Origin of the sequence: Clostridium algifaecis (assembly GCF_017874415.1) — a bacterium.
In the GTDB taxonomy this organism is placed as follows: domain Bacteria; phylum Bacillota; class Clostridia; order Clostridiales; family Clostridiaceae; genus Clostridium_B; species Clostridium_B algifaecis.
In genome coordinates, this window is the sequence record NZ_JAGGLM010000015.1 from 29,228 (window position 1) to 54,359 (window position 25,132).

Genomic DNA, 25,132 nt, shown 5'->3' on the forward strand with positions numbered 1-25,132 from the left:
TGACCATAGGGATGTTTTTTGTCCCACTTATATAATAACAATCTGTTTTTCTTGTAATAATTGTAACTATATTATATCACAGATTAATCCATTTTTCATTATATATACATATGTTTAAAACAAAACTATTAAATATTATCATTTAATAGTTTTGCCATTTAATATTAAATTATTCGGTATTAAATTAATTTAATGTTATCATATCCAAAAATATTTCTTAATTCCAGCATAATATCTCCTTCATTTTTTATCCACAAATCACTATCCAATCTAAATTTTTTTCTTTCCTTTCTGGTACATAAGTAAACCGGAATATTTCCTTTGTATAAAGCTATAACAGATTTTAATTTATCAGCAGCAGTTTTTAATTTTTCCTGATCTTCTATTAAAATATACAATTTTTGGGTATCCACCTTTATAAGTGGTTCTATATTTTCACATAATATCTTTGGTTGTTCTTCTTCTTTTATACTGATTCTGCCATTTACTATAATCATAGCATCTTCATTGATAAGATTTTTAAACTTATAAAATGTTTTAGGAAATACTATAACTTCTATTATTCCATATAAGTCCTCCAACTTTACAAACGCCATCATATCATTTTTTTTAGTGATTTTCCTAGATACTTCAGATACTATGCCGCCTATTATAACCTTATCCCCATCTTTAACTTTAGATTCACCTATATTTTCTCCCTCTAAAGTTTTATTTATAAGTATATCTGAAATTTTTATACTTGTTTGAAGTCTAAGCGTCTTTTTATACTCATCTAGTGGATGTCCTGAAAGATAAAGCCCTGTCATCTCTTTTTCCATGGAAAGAATATCTTTCTTCTTAAATTCCTTTATATCTGGATATTGTATTCTTATGCTTGTATCATCTAATTCAGAGAATAAGCTTACCTGTCCTTCTATATTCTTCTTTCTGGAATTACTTACACTATCCAAAACTTTCTCATGAACAGCTATAAGTTTAGATCTATATACATTAAAACAATCAAAAGCACCGGATTTAATCAAGCTCTCAACCACTCTTTTATTTATAGCTCCTATTTCTATATTGTCACAAAAATCAGCCAGTTCTTTAAATTTTCCATGCTTTTGTCTTGATTTAACTATGCTATCTATTACATTTTCTCCAACATTTTTTATAGCGGAAAGTCCAAATCTTATGCTATTGTCCTTAACAGTAAACTTAGCATAACTTTCGTTTATATCTGGAGGCAGTATTTCTATTCCGCTGTCTTTTGCAAACCTTATGTAATAAGCAACTTTTTCGCTGTCTCCTTTTACACTATTAAGCATTGCTGCTGTAAATTCTGTTGGATAATAATACATTAAATATGCAGTTTGAAATGCCACTACTGCATACGCTGCTGCATGCGATTTATTAAAAGCATATGACGCAAAATCTATCATGGAATCAAAAATTTTATTTGCAATTTCACTAGATATCCCATTTTTGATACAACCAGGAACCTGTATTTTGCCATCTTCATCTTCTATTCCGTATACAAAATTATGTCTTTCTTCTTCCATAACATGATGTTTTTTCTTAGACATGGCACGTCTTACAAGATCACTTCTTCCCATGGAGTATCCTGCCAGGTCCCTTACTATCTGCATTACCTGTTCCTGATACACCATACATCCATATGTAACAGAAAGAATATGTTCAAGTTCTGGAGTTATGTATTCTATTTTTTCAGGATTGTTCTTATTCTTAATATATTTTGGTATTTCGCTCATAGGACCCGGTCTGTATAAACTTATTCCTGCTATTATATCTTCAAGAGAATCAGGTTTTAGCTCTTTCATAAATGATGTCATGCCCGGAGATTCAAGCTGAAATACACCTACAGTTTTGCCTTCTCCTATCATATTATAAACAGCTTCATCATCATAATCTATCTTGTCTAAATCTATATCAACATTTTTATTCTGTTTTACCATAAAAACTGCATCCCTAAGTACAGTCAATGTTCTAAGTCCCAAAAAATCCATTTTTAAAAGTCCAAGTTCTTCAAGAGTTCCCATCGTAAACTGTGCTACAACATTATCTTCATTTTTTTGAAGAGGGACATAATTTACAAGTGGCTGCGATGATATAACAACTCCTGCTGCATGTGTTGATGTATGTCTTGGAAGTCCTTCCAGTGATTTAGCCACATCTATAAGTTCCCTGGTTCTTGGTTCGCCGTCATATGCTTCCTTAAATTCCTGATTCATATCAAGTGCTTTATCAATAGTTATATTAAGAACTGAAGGAATCATCTTGGCTATCCTGTCAACCTCACCATATGAATAATTCATTGCTCTTCCAACATCTCTTATACAAGCTCTAGCTGCCATAGTTCCAAAGGTTATAATCTGTGATACATTGTCCTTGCCATATTTTTCTACCACATAATCTATTACCTCACCGCGTCTTTCATAACAAAAGTCACTATCTATATCAGGCATAGATACTCTTTCCGGATTCAAGAAACGTTCAAATATAAGATTATACTTTATAGGATCTATTTTCGTGATTCCTAAGGTATAAGCAACTATAGAACCTGCTCCGCTGCCCCTTCCAGGACCAGTCATTATTTTATTCTGTCTTGCAAACCTTATAAAATCCCAAACTATGAGGAAATAGTCAACATAGCCCATTCTCTTTATTATGCCAAGTTCATATTCAAGCCTATCTTTTAAGTCTTTGGTTACTCTATGATATCTTTTTTCAAGTCCTTCATAACATAAATTTTTCATATATTCATAAGGATCTACATCATCTGGAAGTGGAAATTTAGGTAATTTTGATTTGTGAAATTCATAATCAAAATTGCACTCTTCAGCTATTTTAGCAGTATTTTCTATTGCTTCAGGTACATCTTTAAACATTTCATACATCTGTTCAGATGACTTTAGATAGAATTCATCAGATGGATATCTCATCCTGTCTTCCTCATCAACAGTTTTTCCTGTCTGTATACATAGTAATATGTCATGAGCTCTATAATCTTCTTTTCTTATATAATGAACATCATTAGTTGCAACTAATGGTATATTAAGCTCCTTTGACATCAATTTCAATTCTTTATTTACCTTAAGTTGTTCCTTCATACCATGATCCTGCAGTTCAAGATAAAATCCATCTTTAAAAGTATCCCTGTAAAATTCGGCAGTTTCTCTCGCTGCTTTTAAATTGTTCTTAAGAATATATGATTGAACTTCCCCGCTCACACATGCACTCAAGGCAATCAAACCTTCACTATGTTTCTTAAGATAATCATGATCAACCCTTGGTTTATAGTAAAAACCTTCTATAGATGCGGTAGATACTATTTTCATAAGATTATTATATCCTGTTTCATTTTTTACCAGCAGTACAAGATGATAATTCTCGTTTTCTCCATTATTTCTTTTTACATACATGGATTTTTGAGATACATATATTTCACAACCTATTATAGGTTTAATTCCCTGTGCCTTTGCTTCTTTATAAAACTCTACACAACCATACATGACTCCATGGTCAGTTATAGCTATGCTCTTCATTCCAAGTTCCTTAGCCCTTTTTATAAGTTCCGGAATTTTAGCTGATGAATCCAGGAGTGAATATTCTGTATGCTGATGAAGGCTCACCCATTCATGTTTTTCGTTTTCCACCAAACATGCCTCCCTTCACTTTACCTTTTATTTCAAGTATAATGTTCTCTATAACAATTATATCATACTAAAGTTTCATTAAAACGTGCTTATTTTATCAAAAGGATAAGCTCTAAATATAACATGACCTTTGACATCTTTTAAATTTATAGGTCCAAGTATTCTGCTATCAGTACTGTTGCCCCTGTTATCTCCCATTACGAAAATATATCCTTCAGGTATAATATATTCTGTATTAATAGAATTTGGATCAGTAACTGTACCCTGTTGAAGATAATTTTCTGAAAGAAGTTTTTCATTTAAATATACTTTTCCATCTTTTATATCAATTTTATCTCCCGCTATACCTATTACTCTTTTTATATAATCATCATTATTTTCATCTTTAGAATTGAAAACAATAACTTCTCCTCTATTTATATGTCCAGTTTCTGTGCTTATTTTTTCTAAAAATATTACATCGTTATTATTAAATGTTGGCTGCATAGAAGGTCCTACTACATAACTTTTAGCAAAAACATAAGTGTGAAATGCAAATGCAAAACCAATCGCCAGCAAAATACATCCCATGTAATTCATTAATTCTTTTGCGATTTTTTTATGTTTATCATCCATATTTTTTCATACTCCTTTGTCATTTATAGACTATAAATTTCAAAATAGATTATACTATATTAATATGAATAATTTATGTCCCTAAAAATAAAATAAGCCAGATATAGATACATATTTGGTTTATATTTAAAAATGAAAAATTAATAATATTACTTCCTTATTATCCTAGCAGACATTATGCATTTGCCTACTATCTCCTTTTTATAGTTATACATATTTATTTCAATCTTACAAAAATTTCTTCCCATGTCTATTATATTACAATATATGTCTATATTACTATCAATTTGAACAGGCCTTATAAAATATGTATTTATGCTATCTACAAGTACATTTATATTGTTTTTTTGTCTGAGTGTCATAACTCCCATGGTTGATAGCAGCATATTGAGTGAACTATATGATGCGGTTCCTATGGGGTTTAACATTTCAGGTGTTATTTTTCCATAAAAATGTGTAGCATTTCCTTTAGGTTCAAATTCAAATTTCTTAAAGACCATATCTTCTAAAGTTTCTCCTGATTGAGGCTGCCTTGACATATATTGAAGCGCTTTAATTACATCTTCTCTTGTAACAACCCCTATTAACTTTTTTCCATCTACTACCGGGAAAAGATCTATTCCTTCCCATCCCATTATATGTGCTGCATAAGCCACTGTGGTTTTTGGAGTCAATACTATCGGATTTCTATGCATAACCTTACTTATAAGCTCATCATCAGATGTCCTGCTTGGAATATCTTTTAAAGTTACGATTCCAATAACTCTTTTTTTACTATCAACTACAGGATATCTCTCGTGTTTGGTTTTTTCTATATTTTCTCTCCATTTTAAAACTTTATCTGTATTATTCAAATATTCAGGATTGCTTTCCATTATATCCTCTATAAGTAAAATATATTTTTTTATCATATTTTCAGAAATAGCCTTGTTTATCATGCTTGCCACTGTAAAAGTATCATATGTAGTAGATATAAGTGGAAAACGTCTTTCATTCGCCAGTTCTCTTATTTCATCACTGCATTCAAAACCTCCAGTAATCAAGACTCCTGAATTATTTAAAAGTGCAAGTCTCTGAGCCTCTTCCCTATTTCCAACTATCAGTAAACAATCCTTTTTTATATACCTCTCCATAGCATCTATAGTCATAGCTCCTATTACAAAACAATGAAGTACTTTATATATTCCATCCCTACCACCAAGCAGCGTTCCATCCACTATATTAATTACCTCACCATAAGTAAGAGCTTCCATGTTTTTCTTTTCAACTTTTTCTATTCTTACTGTACCAACTCTTGGTATAGTAGTTACAATTCCCAAAGTATCAGAATCCTTTATTGCTCTATATGCTGTTCCATCACTAACTCCTAAATCACTAGCTATACTCCTAACTGATATCTTTGTTCCAACATCAAGTGAAAGTATATAATTGATTACATCTTCATGCTTTGACATAACCTTATCCTACCTTTCTTCTCTCCTAAGTTCTTCTGCTATTTTTTCAATTCTCCTTAATCTATGATTTACTCCAGATTTTCCTACTTTGGGATTCAACATTTCTCCTAGTTCTTTAAGTGATTCGTCGGGATACTTTAACCTTAGTTCTGCAATTTCTCTTAAATTTTGAGGAAGACGTAATAACCCAATTTCTTTTTCTATTAATTTTATACTTTCGATTTGCCTTACTGCTGCATTCACAGTTTTGCTTAAATTAGCCGTCTCACAATTTACCAATCTATTTATATTGTTTCTCATTTCCTTCATTATTCTAACATTTTCCAAGTCCAAAAGTGCAGAATGCGCTCCTATTATATTTAGTAGATCAACTATTTGTTCTCCCTCTTTTAAATATACTATAAAGCTATTTTTTCTCTGGATAACCTTTGAATTCAAATTATATTCATTTATAAGCTTGCTCAAATCATCTGCATAATCACAATTATGAGTTACAAATTCAAGATGATAGGTCTTTTCAGGATTGCTCACACTTCCACCGCCCAGGAAAGCTCCCCTGATATATGCTCTTTTATATTCATTCTTTTCAAAAACAACATCTGGTATATTATAATTCAGTGAAAAAATATTTTCATCTTGCTTAAGAAGCCCAACCTTTTCAAGCAAAGCTTTAACATGCATTTCCTCAGTAATCAAAACAATATATATATTATTCTTTTTTAATGAATTACTCTTTTTCATCATTATTTTAGTGTGAATATAAAATTTGTCCTTTAATATTGTAAAAATAAATCTAGCAATCGTAGGATTTTCTGTAGTTATTTTAAAACTAAACTGTTTATTCCCACCAAGAGACAAAGTACCGCTTACTTTCATTATAGCAGACAGCTCAGCTATAGCTTCTCCTTTGCTAATATCTACATATCTGCAAACCTCATTTTTTACTTTTAATGAAAATGACATATATATCTCCTACCTATTGCTTTTTTTATTTTGTTTAATTCTTTCAGATAAATAAAAATACTCGATTATCTTTTTTCTATCATATAAAAGTTTTTTATCCATAATTGTTTCTATTAAAATAGAAGCAAGTTTTTCCGAGTTATGTCTTATGAGACCATTCTTTATACTAATAAAGTCCCCTTCTATAGGTTTTACTCCCAATTTATTTATATTCTCTTCATCTATATTTACAAGATGTGATGCTTCTTCATGATATTTTCCTTCTAAAGCTTTGTCTATTTTACCTACATTTACAACAACATAGTCAATTATTCCACTTCCACCATGCTTGTAAATAGTCTTTATATGATCAGATACAGAAAATCCATCTGTTTCTCCGGGCTGTGTCATTATATTAGATATATATATTTTAACACCCTTAGTCTTGTGCAGGGCTGGAGCTATACCTCTAACCAGAAGATTTGGTATAACACTCGTATAAAGACTTCCCGGTCCAAGAATTATGGCATCTGCTTCTATTATGGCTTCAATAGCTTCTTTTAATGCAGTTGCCCCCTTTGGTTCAATAAAAAGTCTGTCTATTTTAGTATTGCGCTTTATAGCTTCTTCAGGTATGGTAGATTCTCCCTGTGCCATGGTTCCATTCTTATATTTGGCTTTAAGCACTAAATTGTCAAGTGTAACAGGCATAACCTTTCCTGTAACTGCAAGTACTGAACTCATTTTTTGAACAGCTTCTTCAAAGTTTGAAGATATACCATCCATAGCCGCCAAAAATAAATTGCCAAAGCTCTGATTTTTTAACCTGCCATCTTTGAATCTATATTGAAGTAATTCTTCCATAATAGGTTCAGTATCAGCAAGAGCCATTATACAGTTTCTTATGTCTCCTGGAGGAAGTATACCAAGATCTTCCCTCAAATCTCCAGATCCACCGCCATCATCCCCAACAGTAACTATAGCTGTTATATTCGATGTATAATATTTAAGCCCTCTAAGCATTGTTGAAAGTCCTGTACCTCCACCAATCGCAACTATTTTAGGACCCTTTACAAGAAGTCTTTTTTCATATATTAGATTTTCAAGTCTCCTAGAATTTAATGAAACATTTAAATAACCCTTATTTATAAGTGCTATTATAGAACGCATTCCCTGAGTTATAGAAATATATAATACAAAAATACCCGATATAATTAAAAAAATATAGAATGAAATATAATAAATACTATAAAATCTTCTATTTACAAATTCAAGTACACCAAATATTATAAAAAGTACTCCCATAGCTCCAAGCATGATCCATCTTTTAACTTTTATACCAGGTCTGAGCCAACCCGTAATTTTCATAACTTTTTACCACCTCTATTGGCATCTTCTTCAATATCCCTGTGATCTATGTTAACTTTATATCCGTTTTGTTTAAGATTGTTATAAATAATATTTGCAATTGTTACAGATCTATGTCTTCCTCCAGTACATCCTATTGAAATAATTAATTGTCTTTTTCCCTCTTTTAAATAATAAGGTATTAAAAATTCCAGCATATCAGAAAGTTTATTTACAAATTCATTGGTCTGCTTGAACTTAGTTATATAATCTACCACCAATTTATCATTTCCTGAATATTTTTTAAGTTTAGGAATATAAAATGGATTTGGAAGAAATCTAACATCAAAAACCAAGTCTGAATCCACAGGTATTCCATATTTAAAGCCAAAAGAAAGCACTGTTATCATAAGCTGTGTTTCAATCTGGCCTTCTTCTGAATATATCCTGTTTATCTCTTCTCTAAGCTCTCTTGTGGCCAGTTTAGATGTATCTATTATAGTATCAGCTCTATCTTTTAACTCTCTAAGTTTATTTCTCTCCATGGATATTCCATTTAATATTCTTCCTTCTGGTGCCAGCGGATGTTTTCTTCTGGATTCTTTAAATCTTTTTATAAGTACTTCATCTGAGGCATCTAAAAATAATATTTCATATTTATATTTATTATCTTTTAGATAATTTAAGCTTTCAAAAATATCATTAAAAAATTGTCCACCACGTATATCTATAACTAAAGCTATTTTATCTATTTTTCCATAGGTTTTATAACAAGCTTCTGCAAACTTAGGTATAAGTGTTGGAGGAAGATTATCTACGCAGAAATATCCTAAATCTTCCAAGTTTCTTACAGCCTGAGTTTTACCTGCACCAGACAATCCTGTCACTATAACAAATCTCATGTTAAGCCCTCCTATTAAAAATTGCTTTAACTTAATGCTGCAATTTCATTGATTTGTTGTTATAATTATAACATAAAAAAATTTCATAAAAAATAGAGAATCTAACTGTAATTAATAGATTCTCTTTCTAAAAACTATTTAATAATTAGTCCTCACCTATAATCCTAACTTCAGTATAAAGATCAACATCAAACTGTTCCTTTACAGTCTTTTGAACTACCTTTATTAAATTCAAGATATCGTTTGCTGTGGCATTACCTTTATTTATTATAAATCCAGAATGTTTTTCAGAAACCTGTGCTCCGCCAACACTTACACCCTTTAATTTACTGTCATCTATTAATTTTGCTGCGAAATGGCCTTCCGGTCTTTTAAATGTACTTCCTGCAGAAGGATATTCAAGCGGCTGCTTTTCTTTTCTTCTTCTATTCAAATCTTCAATTCTATTATGAATTTTATCATAATCTCCTCTTTCAAGCTTAAAGGTAACTTCAAGAACTGTATATCCATATTTTAAAATAGAACTCATTCTATAATCAAGTTCCAGTTCTTTTAAATTAAGTGTTCTTACATTAGTATGATTGTCTATAACTTTTACACTTTCTATAACGTTTGATATTTCTCCATTATAGGCTCCTGCATTCATAGTAACAGCACCACCTACACTGCCGGGAATACCACATGCAAATTCAAAACCAGTTAATTTGCTATTTAAAGCAGCTTCTGATACATCCTTTAAAGAAGCCCCGCTTCCAGATATTATTTTATTTTCACTTATTTTTATAGAATTTAAATTTGTTAATTTAATTACAATTCCTCTTATTCCACCATCTTTAACAAGTAAATTAGAACCATTTCCCATTATGTAATACGGTATATTTTTATCCTTACTCATTTTAATTACATCAATGACTTGATTTGAATTTTCTGGAGTTATTAGAATATCCGCTGGTCCTCCTACCTTAAAAGAAGTATGATTTTTCATTAGCTCATCTATTTTTATATCTTCTTCATTCAATACTTTTTTTAAATCAACAATAAAATTCTTAAATTTATTCATGGTTCTATTCTCCTCGAAATTAAAATTTAAAACACTAATTAGTATAATGTATATGCATGTCTTAATCAAGATTCATATCAATTTTTTTGATTTTTAAAAAATTCTATAATACTTTTTGCCGCGCGTCTATCAATGGAGTTCGTTTTAATAAGTTCATCCATATCTGCTTTTTTTATATTTTCTATGCTCCCGAACTTCTTTAAAAGCTCTTTTCTTCTCTTGCCTCCCACATTTGGTATATCATCCAATACAGAGTGAAGTACTCTCTTATTCCTTAAACTTCTATGATATGTTATAGCAAATCTATGAACTTCATCCTGTATTCTGGTTATAAATCTCATCAAGCTTGAATGTAATTCTATATTTAACTCTCTATTATTATATATAAGTCCTCTGGTTTTGTGACTATCATCTTTTACCATGCCGCAAACAGGTATATCTATATCAAATTTTTGAAGTACACTAATTGCTACATTTACCTGCCCCTTTCCACCATCCATAAGAATTAAATCAGGAAATACACAAAATTTTCCCGAGCTCAATTTTAAATCTTTTTTCTGTATTCTCCTTATTTCGTCCAATCCATGTTCAAACCTTCTTGTAAGCATTTCATTCAAGCTATCATAGTCATTTGCTCCTTTAACAGTATTTATTTTAAATCTTCTATAATCACTGTGCTTTGCTCTTCCATCTTCAAAAACGATCATGCTTCCTACAGAATCAACTCCCTGAATGTTTGATATATCATATGCTTCTATTCTATGGGGGATATCTTCAAGATCCAATAATCCGGCAATTTCTTCAACAGATTCTATATGCATTTGTTTATCCTGAATTAATTTCATTTTAAAATTGCTAAGTGTAGTTTCTGCATTCTTTCCTACCAGATCAAGAGTAGCTTTCTTATCACCTTTTAATGGAATTTTAATATTTACTTTTGAGTCTTTTTTCATGCTGAGCCACTGCTGTAAAAGTTCTATATCTTCTGCATCCGGGACATATATGTTTCTAGGTATATGCGCAGTTCCCCCATAAAATCCCTTAATAAAATTACAAATTACATTTTTTTTAGGTAAATCTATGGTATTTTCTATGACATAATGTTCCCTTCCTATTATTTTCCCGTACCTGAGAAAAAATATTTGAACACAACTATCACATTTATCTGAATATATATTTATAAAATCTTCATCTTCAAAATTTCCTGTTATTATTTTTTGTTTTTCCGTTACTTTTTTAACTGCAATTATTTTATCTCTTAAGTTTGCCGCTTTTTCAAATTCCAACTTTTCTGAAGCAATTTTCATATTATCTTCTAATTCTCTTATAATATTTTTATCTCTTCCAGATAAAAGATCTATCACTTCATCTATTATTTTTCTGTACTGCAGTTTAGTTATATAGGCAGCACAAGGGGCCTTGCATAATTCTATAAAATAGTTTAGGCAGGGTCTTACGTTAGTCTTTTCTTCCACTATTCTCATTCTACAGTTTCTTATAGGAAATATCTTTTTTATAAGTTCTATAGTTTCATGTACAAAAGAAACATTGGGAAATGGTCCAAAATATTTTCCACCATCTTTTTCCATATTTCTTGTAACAATTACTCTTGGAAAATCTTCATTTATAGTTACTTTTATAAATGGATATTGTTTATCATCTTTCAGTAAAATATTATATTTTGGTCTGTATTTTTTTATCAAATTACATTCAAGTATAAGTGCCTCTATTTCAGAATCTGTAACTATATATTCAAATTCTGATATATTTTCTACCATTGCCTTCACTTTGGCAGAATGATTTTTAGAATTTTGAAAATACTGTCTTACTCTATTTTTAAGTATTTTTGCTTTTCCTACATATATAACTCCACCGAAGGAATTCTTCATAATATAAACACCAGGTTTATCTGGTAAAACCTTTAACTGGTATTCAAAATCAAACATTCCCTCACCTCTTGAATATATAATTTTAATTATTTGTAAAATATAGCTGGTATCTTATATATAGTAAAAAGAAGACCACCTATCATAAGTAATTGCTCTATGGCAGAGCCAATTTTAGAATTAGTACTATATGTAAATGGGAATTTAACTTTCTTTTTTCTAAAAGGATAGAATAAAGGAACGCCTTTATTTGTAAACATATCACAAAGTAGGTGCATACCATACCCTGTCATAAAATAATATACAAGGTAGTGTATATTATACATATTACCCAGATATCCTGCAACAAATGAAAACATAGACATACCCATTAAGCTGTGTGTAAGTCCGCCTCTATGAGAAGATACAGCTATTATAATAAATACTATACCTAATGCTTTTATTATTGGTTTATCCACATACAAATAATCATACCATAATAATACTATACCAAGACACCCATATAAAGTAACCTTTGTTATTTTATTTTTAAATGGGAGTATGTACTTATTTACTATACTTTTAGGATGGTCTATATCAGGTAATATAGATGCAAATATAACTAGAACCATACCAAAATAATTAAATCCCCCGGGAATTAACTTATAAATGGATAAAAAAGTAATCACTCCCATTCCTGCATGAGTTCTACCTTTCATTTTTTCTCCTTTTCATTTTGCTGCAAAAGTCTAAATACACCATACTTAATCTCAATAAACTGCTTAGTCTCTATATTATAGCATTAAATTAAATTAAATATTACTTTTTTCAACAAAATTTCCCGGGTAATTACATAATTATTATATTGTATTATTTTCCAAGAGATGTACTTATTACTCCAGATGCTATCTGGGCAGCAAGTATTCCTCCCTGTCCTCCATTTTCCACAATTACTGCAACTGCTACCTGTGGATTATCATAAGGTGCAAAACCTATAAACCAGGAATGAGGAGGAGAATCATTTCCCATAACTTGATTATCAGCTGTACCAGTTTTTCCAGCTACTTCAACTCCTTCTACAGAAGCATTAGTTCCTGTACCATAATCTACAACAGATTTCATCATTGTTTTCATAGTATTTGCAATATCTGGAGATATAATCTGACCTATAGATTCCGGAGATACCGACTTAACTAATTTTCCACTGTTTGTAACTACACTTGTTACAAGATGAGGTTTCATCATAACCCCGCCATTTGCTATAGTACTTACTACCAATGCCATTTGAAGTGGACTTGCAAGCACGCTGCTCTGTCCAATTGCACTTTGAGCAATATTTCCTTTTTCATAAGATTTTAAAGCAGGGAAGTTACTTGCTTCAACAGGTATTCCATCTGTTGGAATACTCTTATTAAAATAAAATTCTTCAGCAGTACTCTTCAATTTATCATTTCCAAGATCAATACCAAGAGATCCAAAATATACATTACTCGAATGAGCATAAGCCTGCTGGAAATCTATATTTCCCAAAACTTCTCCATTATAATCATGCAATGTATAATTTCCAATTTGAATTGATCCTGTATCATCAATGGATCTGTTTTGAACACCACTTATATTTTCCAGTGCACTTATAGCTGTTACAGTTTTAAAAGTAGAACCCGGCGGATACAGTCCACCAGTAGCTCTATTCAAAAGCGGCCTGGTTGAATCCTTATTTATACTTGCCCAGCTTTCTCCAAGATTGTTTGGATCAAATGATGGTTTAGAAACCATAGCAATTACTTCACCTGTTTTAGGATTTAATACAACTACAGCTCCTCTATTATCTCCCAAAAGATCATATGCTTTCTTCTGAGTTGCTGTATCCAGAGTAGTTTTTACTCCATCTCCAACTTTTTTTACAGACTTTCCTTTATTTTTAATAAGGCTTTTTAAGTTATCCTGTATATCTGTAGACATAAGCTGAGTATCGTATTTTTTTTCAAGACCTGTTATTCCATATTTCTGATCCACATAACCAAGTACATGAGAAAACATAGCTCCACCTGTATATTCTCTTTTCTGTGTTTCTTCATTTATAGGTTCACTTTTAGTTAATGGATTTCCATTTCTATCATATATGGTTCCTCTAAGTACCTCATTTCTTTTAATCCATACTCTCCTATTGTAGCTGCTATTTACTATATTAGGTCCTACTACCATTTCAAAATAAGTCATGTATGAAATTAATCCAATAAAGCACAATAAAAAAACAAACATTACTTTTTTAATATTATTTAGTATGTTATTCATGCTACCTACCCTCTTCTGATATCTTCTGAATTATACCCAGAGAAAAAAACGTTATTAGCATAGAGCTGCCTCCATAACTAACAAGCGGCAGAGTTACACCTGTAAGCGGGATGGCATTCATAACACCACCAACTATAACTAAAACCTGACATGCAATCATAGTACTATAACCTACAGCCAGAAGTCTTGAAAATTCATCGCTGCAATAAACAGCTGCCCTAATACATCTGTAAAAAAGCAAAAAGTACATTATAACTACCGCAAATCCCATAAGTATACCAAGTTCTTCACATAATCCTGCAAATATAAAGTCAGTAGTATTTATAGGAACAAATTCAGGATGGCCTAATCCAAGTCCTGTACCGGTGAGTCCCCCTGACGATATGGAAAACATTGACTGAACTATCTGATAACTTTTGTCATTCGCATAAGGCCATGGATTCTTCCATATTAAAACTCTCGTTCTTACGTGATTAAACATTTTATAGCTCATATATGACCCTGCCGCTGCCAGTAAAAAACATGTTATTACATATTTGAATTTTGATGTAGCTATATAAAGCATGGTTACAGCTATTCCAAAAAATATAAGTGCTGAACCAAGGTCTCTTTGAATTACCATAAATCCAAGACAAACCATTACAACTAAACCTGGAACTATAAGATTTTTAAAATTTTTATAATCCTTTAAATCTGCAGCAAGATAAGCTACTAATGTTATTTTACCAAATTCAGATGGTTGAAAACTAAATCCTCCAAAACTAACCCAGTTTTTTGATCCGTTTATCTCAGTTCCGTGCAAAGTACCAAGACTCATAAATATTATAGTAAATACTAAATATATGTATTTATATTTGCTAAAGCCTGTAGTATCAGGCGTTAAAACTACAATTAATATAAATCCGGTAACCCCAACTGCAAAAAATATAATCTGTTTAATAGAAACTGCCATATTTATCCTATATAGCATAACCATACCTATAACAGATAAAATACTTGAAAAAACAAATATATATTTGTCTCCATCTGAAAAAAATCTTCTTATAACAAAATAAGAATAGCCTATAAGCAAACATGTAACCACAGCCATAACCATAGCACCTTTGTCAAAAGGCTGTTTTATCACAGCTAAATTGAAAAAACATGCTAAACATAATAAATATGTATATCTAAGCAGTTTTTTCTCATCTCTAGTAGTATCCAATTGTACTCACCACCCATAAATATCTTATAATTATCCTATTAATTTAAAAGAAGTATTGCCAATTTTTATTTCATCTCCTGAGCTCAAATACTGGCGTCCTTCTAATTTTTTACCATTTAAAAGAGTTCCATTAGTACTTCCTAAGTCTTCTATAATGCAATCCTTGCCATTTTTAACATATACTCTTGCATGGTGAGATGAAGCATAAGGATCCTCAAGTCGTAAAAGATTATCACTTTTCCTCCCTATCGTTATTTCTTTACGTATAGGAATAACGGCACCTTTTCTCAAATTTGAATTATTTCCAGCTATCAATACTTCAAGTCCAAAGGCTCTTCTATTTGCCATTCTTGCCCTTTTTCCTCCATTTTTTATATCCTTGTACATTATTCTCAATGAACAAACTATTATTATATATACTATTCCTATGATTACAATCTTAAAGATTAAACTCAATTTACTCAAATCCATTTTAAAATATCCTCCCCTAAGATGAAAAAACTAGCATTTTGAGCCTGTTTATGCTAGTCATTATGTAGATTATATCATTTTTTTTAAATATTGTCCTGTATAAGAATTTTTATTTCCAGCTATTTTTTCAGGTGTACCTGTACAAAGTACTTTTCCACCTTTTTCTCCACCTTCCGGCCCAAGGTCTATTATATAATCTGCACATTTTATAACATCCAGATTATGTTCTATAACCACAACAGTATTTCCTGTGTCAACAATCCTCTGGAGTATATCTACAAGTCTCTTTACATCATCTATATGAAGTCCTGTAGTTGGTTCATCTAGTATATACAAAGTTTTACCTGTACTTCTCTTAGAAAGTTCATAAGCAAGTTTAATTCTCTGAGCTTCTCCTCCAGATAACTGTGTTGATGGTTGGCCAAGTTTAATATACCCCAGTCCTACATCAAATAACGTTTGTAGTTTATTTTTTATTCGAGGTATATTCTTAAAAAAATCAAGTGCTTCTTCTACAGTCATATTTAGAACATCGTCTATATTTTTACCCTTGTATTTCACCTGGAGAGTTTCTCTATTGTATCTTTTACCCTTGCATACTTCACATGGAACATACACATCCGATAAAAATTGCATCTCAATTTTTATTATTCCATCACCACTACAAGCCTCACATCTTCCACCCTTTACATTGAAACTAAACCTCCCAGGCTTATAGCCTCTCATTTTAGCTTCGGCAGTATTTGAAAAAACCTCTCTTATTACATCAAATACTCCAGTATATGTAGCCGGATTTGATCTTGGAGTCCTGCCTATAGGGCTCTGATTTATATCTATAATTTTATCTATGTTTTCTATCCCAAGTATATCCTTATGCTTGCCAGGATTATTCTTAGAACCATTTATTTTTTTATTCAGTCCTTTATATAATATTTCATTTACGAGTGTACTCTTTCCAGAACCTGATACACCTGTTACACAATTAAAAACTCCAATATGAAAATCGACATTTATATTTTTTAGATTATTCTCTTCTGCTCCTCTTACAGTTATAAAATTTCCATTTCCCTTTCTTCTGGATTCTGGCACCTCTATTTTCTTTTTTCCACTTAAATATTGTCCTGTTATAGATCTTTCACTTTTAATTATATCAGATATAGTACCGGTTCCAACTACTTCACCGCCATGTTCTCCTGCTCCAGGTCCTATATCAACTATGTAGTCTGCAGCTCTCATAGTATCCTCGTCATGTTCCACAACAACCAAAGTATTTCCTATGTCTCTCAAATGCTTTAAAGTTCTAATAAGCCTGTCATTATCCCTCTGGTGAAGTCCTATACTTGGCTCATCAAGTATGTATAATACTCCAACTAAACTTGATCCTATCTGTGTAGCAAGCCTAATTCTTTGAGACTCTCCACCGGATAAAGTTCCTGCGGTTCTAGCTAAAGTTAAATAATCAAGTCCTACATCTACTAAAAATTCGAGTCTGCTATTTATCTCTTTTAATACCTGATCACTTATTATCTTGTCTTTGTCAGACAACTTAATATTCTTAAAAAATTTCAACTCATCTTTTATAGACATACTACAAAATTCATAAATATTCTTGCCGCCCACTGTAACTGCCAGAGCTTCCGGTTTAAGCCTTGCTCCTTTACATGATGGACAAACATTATCACTCATATAGTTTTCTATTTCACTCTTTATATAATCAGAATTAGTTTCCATATATCTTCTTTTTAAAGTATTGATTATTCCCTCAAAACCATGATTGAATTCCATCAATCTTCCGTCTTTTTCATATTTAACTTTTATTTTTTCACCTTTTAAACCATAAAGAAGTATATTAACTATTTTATCGCCTAGTTTATCTATAGGTGTATCTAATTTAAATTTATATTTTTGTGAAAGTGCCTTAAGTATACTATATGTCCATGCTTCTTCCTTCAAACTTCCAGCTCCCCATGGGAGAACTCCTCCGTCCATTATACTTTTCGTTTTATCCGGTATAACTAATTTCTCATCAATTTCTAAAAGTTTGCCAAGTCCATCACAAGTATCACACTTTCCAAAAGGAGAATTAAAAGAAAAAGTTCTAGGTGTTATTTCTCCTATACTTATGCCACAATGTACACAGGCAAATTTTTCGCTGAAAAGTATATCTTCACCGCCAACAACATTTATTATTACTATGCCATCTGAAAGTTTAAGTGAAGTTTCTATTGAATCTGCCAGCCTGCTTTCTATATCATCTTTTACTATGAGTCTATCTACTACAACCTCTATAGTATGTTTTTTATTTTTCTCTAAGGCAAGTTCATCTTCTTCTAAATCCACAATTTCTCCATCAATTCTAGCTCTAACATATCCATTTTTCTTTATATTCTCAATTGTTTTTACGTGCTGACCCTTACGCCCCCTGACAATAGGTGCAAGTATCTGTATTTTAGTTCTTTCGGGCATAGATAATATTTTGTCTACCATCTGATCTACTGTCTGCTGTGTTATTTCCCTCCCACATTCAGGACAGTGAGGTACTCCAATTCTTGCATACAAAAGCCTTAAATAATCGTATATTTCAGTAACTGTTCCTACCGTGGATCGTGGATTTCTGCTTGTGGTTTTCTGGTCAATGGATATAGCTGGGGACAATCCTTCTATATATTCAACATCAGGTTTATTCATCTGTCCTAAAAATTGCCTTGCATAGGCAGACAAAGATTCAACATATCTTCTCTGGCCTTCTGCATATAATGTATCAAATGCAAGAGATGATTTTCCAGAGCCAGAAAGTCCTGTGAAAACTATAAATTTATTTCTTGGTATAGTTAAATCTACATTTTTTAAATTGTGAACTTTAGCACCTTTTATAACTATACTTTCTTTCATATTTTTAACTCCTTAGTATAATATCAATTTTTTTCTTTTTTTAACTTTGCTATAATATCTCTAAGTCTGGCAGCCTCTTCAAATCTAAGTTCACTGGCAGCCTTTTTCATTTCTTTCTGATTTTTCTCTATTAATTTATCTATATTTTCATTATTGCCAGCTATTGCTTCATCTAAACTATCATAATTCTCCTGTTTCTCCAAAACTGTAGTTGCTTCTATTATATCTCTTATTTCTTTACTTATAGTTTTAGGAATTATACCATGTTCTTTATTATATTTCATTTGTATTTTTCTTCTTCTATTGGTTTCAGTAATAGCTTTATTCATAGAGTCTGTAATTGTATCTCCATACATTATAACTTTACTTTCAGAATTTCTGGCAGCCCTTCCTATAGTCTGTATAAGTGATCTTTCTGATCTTAAAAATCCTTCTTTATCTGCATCCAATATTGCAACCAATGCAACTTCAGGTATATCAAGTCCTTCCCTTAAAAGGTTAATTCCAACAAGTACATCAAATTCACCTTTTCTAAGGTCACGAATTATCTTCATTCTCTCAATTGTAACAATGCTCGAGTGCATATATCTTGCTTTTATATTCATATCTTTGAAATAATCTGTCAAATCTTCCGCCATCTTTTTTGTAAGTGTAGTTACAAGCACCCTGAAGCCTCTTTTTACAGTATCATTTATAGCTGTATATAAATCGTCTATTTGATCTTTAACCGGTCTTACTATAATTTCTGGATCCAAAAGCCCTGTCGGTCTAAGTATCTGTTCCGCAATGTTTTCAGAATGCTCCATTTCATAATCTGATGGTGTTGCACTGACAAAAACAATCTGATTTACCTTTTTTTCAAATTCTTCAAATTTTAAAGGCCTATTATCAAAAGCAGATGGCAGCCTAAATCCATAATCCACAAGGGATTGTTTTCTAGATTTATCCCCTGCATACATAGCTTTTACCTGTGGAAGTGTAACATGACTTTCATCTATAAACATCAAAAAATCTTTTGGAAAATAATCCATAAGTGTTTGAGGTGGACTTCCTTTAGCCCTTCCATCAATTATCCTGGAATAATTTTCAATACCACTGCAATAACCAACTTCTCTCATCATTTCTATATCAAAATTAGTTCTCTGTTTTAGTCTTTGAGCTTCAAGAAGTTTATCACAAGATGTAAGCTCCTGCAGCCTTTCTTCCAACTCTTCCTCTATTTTGCTTATTGCACCTTCCATCTTTTCCTTCGAAGTCGCAAAATGAGATGCCGGAAATATTGAGACATGATTCCTTGCTCCAATAGTATTTCCGCTCAAAACATCAAATTCTTTTATTCTGTCAATTTCATCCCCAAAAAATTCTATCCTTATACCGTGATTTGTAGAAGAAGCTGGGAATATGTCCAAAGTGTCACCCTTTACTCTAAAGGTTCCACGAACAAAATTAATATCATTTCTTTCATATTGTATTTCTACCAATTTTTTAATAATTTCATCTCTGTCTTTTACCATACCTGGTCTTAAAGATATCGTAAGTCTTTTATACTCTTCTGGATTTCCAAGTCCATATATGCATGATACAGATGCAACTACAATTACATCTTTTCTTTCAAAGAGAGCTGAAGTAGCAGAATGCCTGAGTTTATCTATTTCATCATTTATAGATGCGTCTTTTTCAATATATGTATCTGTTTGTGCAACATAGGCCTCAGGTTGATAATAATCATAATAGGACACAAAATATTCCACACTATTTTCCGGGAAAAATTCTTTAAATTCAGAACAAAGTTGTGCTGCCAGTGTTTTATTATGAGCAAGTACCAAAGTTGGTTTTTGAACTTTTTCTATTATATTCGCCATAGTAAAAGTTTTACCTGATCCAGTTACACCAATTAAGGTCTGATATTTATCAGCATTTAAAATACCATTTTTTATACTCTCTATAGCCTGAGGCTGATCTCCCTTTGGTTTAAATTTAGAGTGTATTTTAAAATTTCCCATTTTTCTAATCGTCCTTATCCTTATTTTTATTCTTTATCTTATTTAATACATCTGAAAATTTATTTTTGTTTAAGTTTATTACCATACTGTCTTTAGGTACATTTCTAGGTACAAATACTATTCCAAGTCTTCTATCACCATTCATTTTGTCATAACTCAATTGTTCAAATTTTCCTGTTACTCTTTTTACTTTAAGCCATATAAAATTTGAACTCTCCTTTACTATTTCGCCTATTTTTTCTTCATCTTCAATTTTCTCATTATTTATTTCTACCAGCAAATCTCCACTTTTTACTCCCATTTCATTAGCTGGTGAATTCGGTGCAACAGCCAGTACCATAATACCTTCACTGCTGCTTATGTATTTAGGTTTTCCTTTAGTTTCAATATATCTTTGAAAAATTATCATTCCTTCATGTGCAATAGGTGCAAAAAGTAGAACTAACACCTTGAAAAACAAGCTAAAATTTGCGAGTTGAGCTAATCCAAATAATATTACACTGTATATCATAATAAAACTTCCTGATATAAATGTCTTTTCTCTTGTATTTTTTGTAAAGGTTATAGTATTATATCCAACCACTGCATAAAATGGCATAAGAGTTAGCACTGCTGTCTTTAAAGTATCTGATATAAGTGAATCCTTTAATATAGGCCACCAAGATGGTGTAGATACTTGCCATGCAGATGATACTACAGATTTATCTTGAAGTATAAAAAATATAGCCACTGGAATTATCCAATATCTTTTGAGTGCAAATCCTCCAATTATCCTTCCTTCTTTACTTGTAAAAATTGGTATGCTACCTGTTTTACCATCTATGATAACAAGTAATCCTTCTACAAAATGCAGCACAGCTACCATACTCATAAGTGACATTACATCTATTTTTAGGAAGTCGAGTCCTGGAATATTAAAATATACGGATATTTCACTAAGTATAATACTAAGTATTCCAATTACAGCTCCAGAATAAGAAAAACATATAAATCTTGGATTAAAAAACATAAAGATTATTGATGCTAAAAATACAAGATCTACAGCAGAATTTTGTTTGAAAGCTATACCCAAATAAGACATTATAATACTTACCAATGTTCCCGCAAATATTCCTATTACAACCTGAGATATTGTAAGCTCAAAAGGAGAATTAATTTTCTCTCCAATTATCATCTTCTGCATAACTGCAGTTTGCATATTTTTTTTATATAATACAAAAGCCATAATGGCCAAAAGCACTATTAAATATGGTTCTGTAAGTGCAAAAGCTATAGACTTAAGTGTGTACAGCAATATATTCATTAAAAGTTAATACCCCTCTCCATAAATTAAATTAGACAGAACTTTTCTGTCTAATTTAAAATGTCAAATCCATTATAGTAATTTATTTATATTTGGTCAAAGATAAAATAATATCTATTGAAGTTTACTCTGTGCAATTTCCAATGCTTTTACAAATTGAGGATCTATGCTTCTATCATAAGGCTTTCCTTTTAAACTGTCAGGATAAACTACATTAGTATCAGGCTTTATTCCTTTTTTCTGTACATTATCACCATTTGGAGTATACCACTTAGATATAGTCACCTTAAGTGCAGTACCATCTCCTGTGTCAAACATAGTCTGAACAACACCTTTTCCAAAAGTTTTTTCTCCTACTAATGTTCCTTTTTTATAATCTTTTATAGCACCCGAAAATATTTCTGATGCACTAGCAGTGTTTCCATTCGTCAGTATGGTAACTGGCAAATTATAAAAATTGCCTCCTTTAGATTTGTATTCCTTCTTATTATTGTATTTATCATTAGTAGAAACTACTACCTTACCTTTAGGTACAAAATTTGAAACCATATCAACGCATTGGTCAAGAACTCCACCTGGATTATCTCTCAGATCAATAATTACGGATTTCATTCCCCTTGATTCTAATGTATCCAATTCATTTTTGAAATTTTTAGCTGTATTTTCATCAAACATTGATACCTGAATATATCCTACACTTGAACTTACCATATCTCCAGTGACAGTCTGCATATTCACTTTTTCTCTCTTTACTTTTACATCAAAGCTTCCTTTGTTCTCTCTAAAGATTGTAAGTGTAATTTCAGTTCCCTCTTTTCCCTTCATCATAGCAACAGCTTTATCGAGTTCATTTCCATTTACCGCAGTTCCATTTACCTTCTCTATTATATCCTTAGCTTTTAGACCAACCTTTTCAGAAGGCGTTCCCTTAAATACCTTATCTATTTTGATTTTGTTGTCGCTTGAAGTAACTTGAATTCCTATTCCACTGTATTTACCTTCAGTTTCACTATTAAGAGCATCAAATTCATTTTTATTCATAAATACAGTATATGGATCATTTAATGAAGCTGTCATGCCTTTTAAAGCTCCCTCTAGCAATGCATCGTCACTAATAGCTCCATCATAATATTTATATAATGTATTTCTCACCTCAAATATCTTTTCAAATTTACTCAGAGCATTTCCTTCACGCATGCGCCAAAAATTAAAGGTTCCAAACATAGTAATAAGATTAGTTATAACAACAATAGCTATAGTACAAAGTACCCACTTTTTATTCTTTTTCAAATCATATACACCTCTTTCAAGTAAATCTCAAATATGTAATTAATCATCTATATATTAGTATTTATGTAATTATTAAATAATTATAACATTAAAAATTCAAATCGTCTTATAAAATTGGCATGCAGAATTCTGCATGCCAAATAATTTACAATATAACAAATTAAACTGCCAAAAATTTTCTCATAGAAAGTATACTTCCAATTGCCCCAATAATGATACCAACAAGTACAAATAATGCCAGTATATTAGTATATATATATTGAGGACTTATAAGCTGCATCATTATAAAAGAAGAAGAAATTTTAAAATACATAATTCTATATAAATAATATAAAACTATATCTGCAAAAATTCCACCTATCAATCCTATCATCATACCTTCTATTATAAAAGGCCACCTTATAAACCAGTCTGTAGCACCTATATATTTCATTATACCTATTTCTTTTCTTCTTGAATAAACAGTTAACTTTATAGTATTTCCAATTAAGAACAATGAAACTCCAATTAATATAACCAATATAACAGTTCCTACCCACTTTATGGTTCTTGTTATACTTATGATTTTATCCACTATTCCCTTACCATCTTGAATGCTGTCAATACCATCCATATTTTTAATGTTGTCTACAACCTTTGACACAACTTCAGGTGTTGTTACTTTTATTATATAAGAATTTGGAAGTGGATTATTTTTTTCGAGTCCATCTGCGAGAGACTTATTCTGGCTTCCAAGCTGATTTTTAAATTTATCCACTGCCTGAGCTTTAGTTTCATAATTTACAGAAACAATTCCATCCGTTGTATTAATTTTATCTTCTATACTTCTTTTCTGGGAGCTAGTTATATTATCCTTCAAATATACTTTTATTTCAACTTTTGACTGAACTTCAAGTATCCCCTGCTTGATATTTAACATTGCAAGAAGTGATATTCCCAATATGAAAAGAGTAGCTGCAACTGTTGCTGCCGATGCAATACTTATGGTTTTGTTTCTCTTTAAACTCTTAAAAGATTCCTCTATAAAAAATTTTATTGTGCTAATCCTCATAACCATATGCACCCCTTTTTTCATCTCTTACAATTATTCCTTTTTCCAATGCGATAACTCTCTTTCTCATGTTATCCACTATTTCTCTGGCATGAGTTGCCATAAGGACTGTAGTTCCCGCACGATTTATGTCATTTATTGTATCCATTATATCCATAGAAGTATCCGGATCCAGGTTTCCTGTAGGTTCATCTGCTATCAGTATAGAAGGATTATTTACAATGGCTCTTGCAAGTGATATTCTCTGCTGCTCTCCTCCTGATAGTTCATGTGGGAATGCTTTATATTTTTTAGCAAGTCCTACAAGTGACAATACTACTGGAACTTTTTTTCTTATTTCTTTAGGTGAAGCTTCAATTACTCTCATAGCAAAAGCAACATTTTCATATACATTCAATGTAGGTATCAATCTAAAATCCTGAAAAACTACTCCAAGCTTTCTTCTATATAGCGGTATTTTTTTTCGCGGCAAATTAGTTATATCCTGACCATTTACTATTAAATTACCATTAGTTGCTTCAATCTCTTTAAGCATCATTTTAATAAAAGTGGTTTTTCCTGCTCCACTAGGGCCTACCAAAAATACAAATTCGCCCTTTTCAATTTTAAGATTTATGTTAGACAACGCAAATATGTTATTATTATAAACCTTACTTACGTTTTTAAATTCTATCATCTATACCTCTCCTCATATATTCTTGTGTTTTTAAAGTCTCCCCCCTTAACGTCATATTTTACATTATATCATAATAAGCTAAATAATTAAAAATTTAAACTATTAA

At 31.2% G+C, this 25,132-nt stretch carries 18 protein-coding genes; all 18 read right to left on the minus strand.

Translation table 11 applies throughout. From position 1 onward, the window contains the following. Nucleotides 1-179: 179 nt before the first annotated feature. Complete coding sequence (locus J2Z42_RS10630; RefSeq protein ID WP_209702655.1) at nucleotides 180-3,656, minus strand: DNA polymerase III subunit alpha; 3,477 nt, start codon at nucleotides 3,654-3,656, stop codon at nucleotides 180-182. A gap of 78 nt (nucleotides 3,657-3,734) precedes the next feature. Next, nucleotides 3,735-4,271 (minus strand): signal peptidase I, encoded by a 537-nt coding sequence (lepB, locus tag J2Z42_RS10635; RefSeq protein WP_209702662.1) that lies wholly within the window; start codon nucleotides 4,269-4,271, stop codon nucleotides 3,735-3,737. 149 nt (nucleotides 4,272-4,420) lie between these two features. Next, nucleotides 4,421-5,725 (minus strand): DRTGG domain-containing protein, encoded by a 1,305-nt coding sequence (locus J2Z42_RS10640; protein ID WP_209702670.1) that lies wholly within the window; start codon nucleotides 5,723-5,725, stop codon nucleotides 4,421-4,423. Between the two features lie 9 nt (nucleotides 5,726-5,734). Then, complete coding sequence (gene whiA, locus J2Z42_RS10645; RefSeq protein WP_209702672.1) at nucleotides 5,735-6,688, minus strand: DNA-binding protein WhiA; 954 nt, start codon at nucleotides 6,686-6,688, stop codon at nucleotides 5,735-5,737. A gap of 9 nt (nucleotides 6,689-6,697) precedes the next feature. Beyond that, on the minus strand, nucleotides 6,698-8,035 hold the full coding sequence (gene mgfK / locus J2Z42_RS10650; protein WP_209702673.1) for a gluconeogenesis morphogenetic factor MgfK: 1,338 nt from the start codon (nucleotides 8,033-8,035) through the stop codon (nucleotides 6,698-6,700). Next, on the minus strand, nucleotides 8,032-8,916 hold the full coding sequence (gene rapZ / locus J2Z42_RS10655; RefSeq protein ID WP_209702675.1) for an RNase adapter RapZ: 885 nt from the start codon (nucleotides 8,914-8,916) through the stop codon (nucleotides 8,032-8,034). The genes mgfK and rapZ overlap by 4 nt, the downstream gene beginning before the upstream one ends. A 145-nt stretch (nucleotides 8,917-9,061) precedes the next feature. Then, nucleotides 9,062-9,976 (minus strand): UDP-N-acetylmuramate dehydrogenase, encoded by a 915-nt coding sequence (murB, locus tag J2Z42_RS10660; RefSeq protein ID WP_209702676.1) that lies wholly within the window; start codon nucleotides 9,974-9,976, stop codon nucleotides 9,062-9,064. Nucleotides 9,977-10,053: 77 nt separating this feature from the next. Beyond that, entirely contained in the window at nucleotides 10,054-11,922 is a 1,869-nt protein-coding gene (gene uvrC / locus J2Z42_RS10665) for an excinuclease ABC subunit UvrC (RefSeq protein WP_209702678.1), read from the minus strand. Nucleotides 11,923-11,951: 29 nt separating this feature from the next. Continuing rightward, nucleotides 11,952-12,560, minus strand: coding sequence for a metal-dependent hydrolase (locus J2Z42_RS10670; protein WP_209702680.1), 609 nt, complete (start codon nucleotides 12,558-12,560; stop codon nucleotides 11,952-11,954). A 151-nt stretch (nucleotides 12,561-12,711) separates the two neighbouring features. Further along, on the minus strand, nucleotides 12,712-14,136 hold the full coding sequence (locus tag J2Z42_RS10675; protein ID WP_209702682.1) for a peptidoglycan D,D-transpeptidase FtsI family protein: 1,425 nt from the start codon (nucleotides 14,134-14,136) through the stop codon (nucleotides 12,712-12,714). Between the two features lies 1 nt (nucleotide 14,137). Continuing rightward, nucleotides 14,138-15,340, minus strand: coding sequence for an FtsW/RodA/SpoVE family cell cycle protein (locus J2Z42_RS10680; RefSeq protein WP_209702683.1), 1,203 nt, complete (start codon nucleotides 15,338-15,340; stop codon nucleotides 14,138-14,140). 30 nt (nucleotides 15,341-15,370) lie between these two features. Further along, a complete protein-coding gene (locus J2Z42_RS10685; RefSeq protein WP_209702685.1) occupies nucleotides 15,371-15,811 on the minus strand; it encodes an FHA domain-containing protein in 441 nt (146 codons plus the stop codon). Between the two features lie 69 nt (nucleotides 15,812-15,880). Beyond that, nucleotides 15,881-18,703: an excinuclease ABC subunit UvrA gene (gene uvrA, locus J2Z42_RS10690; protein WP_209702686.1), complete on the minus strand. Its 2,823-nt coding sequence runs from the start codon at nucleotides 18,701-18,703 to the stop codon at nucleotides 15,881-15,883. A gap of 23 nt (nucleotides 18,704-18,726) precedes the next feature. Then, the gene (gene uvrB, locus J2Z42_RS10695; RefSeq protein WP_209702688.1) at nucleotides 18,727-20,706 is read right to left on the minus strand and encodes an excinuclease ABC subunit UvrB; all 1,980 of its coding nucleotides are present in this window, start codon (nucleotides 20,704-20,706) and stop codon (nucleotides 18,727-18,729) included. Between the two features lie 4 nt (nucleotides 20,707-20,710). Continuing rightward, nucleotides 20,711-22,009: a PDZ domain-containing protein gene (locus tag J2Z42_RS10700; RefSeq protein ID WP_209702690.1), complete on the minus strand. Its 1,299-nt coding sequence runs from the start codon at nucleotides 22,007-22,009 to the stop codon at nucleotides 20,711-20,713. 114 nt (nucleotides 22,010-22,123) lie between these two features. Further along, on the minus strand, nucleotides 22,124-23,299 hold the full coding sequence (locus J2Z42_RS10705) for a S41 family peptidase (protein WP_209702692.1): 1,176 nt from the start codon (nucleotides 23,297-23,299) through the stop codon (nucleotides 22,124-22,126). Nucleotides 23,300-23,459: 160 nt separating this feature from the next. Next, a complete protein-coding gene (gene ftsX, locus J2Z42_RS10710) occupies nucleotides 23,460-24,350 on the minus strand; it encodes a permease-like cell division protein FtsX (RefSeq protein WP_209702693.1) in 891 nt (296 codons plus the stop codon). After that, complete coding sequence (gene ftsE, locus J2Z42_RS10715; protein WP_209702695.1) at nucleotides 24,340-25,026, minus strand: cell division ATP-binding protein FtsE; 687 nt, start codon at nucleotides 25,024-25,026, stop codon at nucleotides 24,340-24,342. The genes ftsX and ftsE overlap by 11 nt, the downstream gene beginning before the upstream one ends. Between the last annotated feature and the right edge of the window lie 106 nt (nucleotides 25,027-25,132).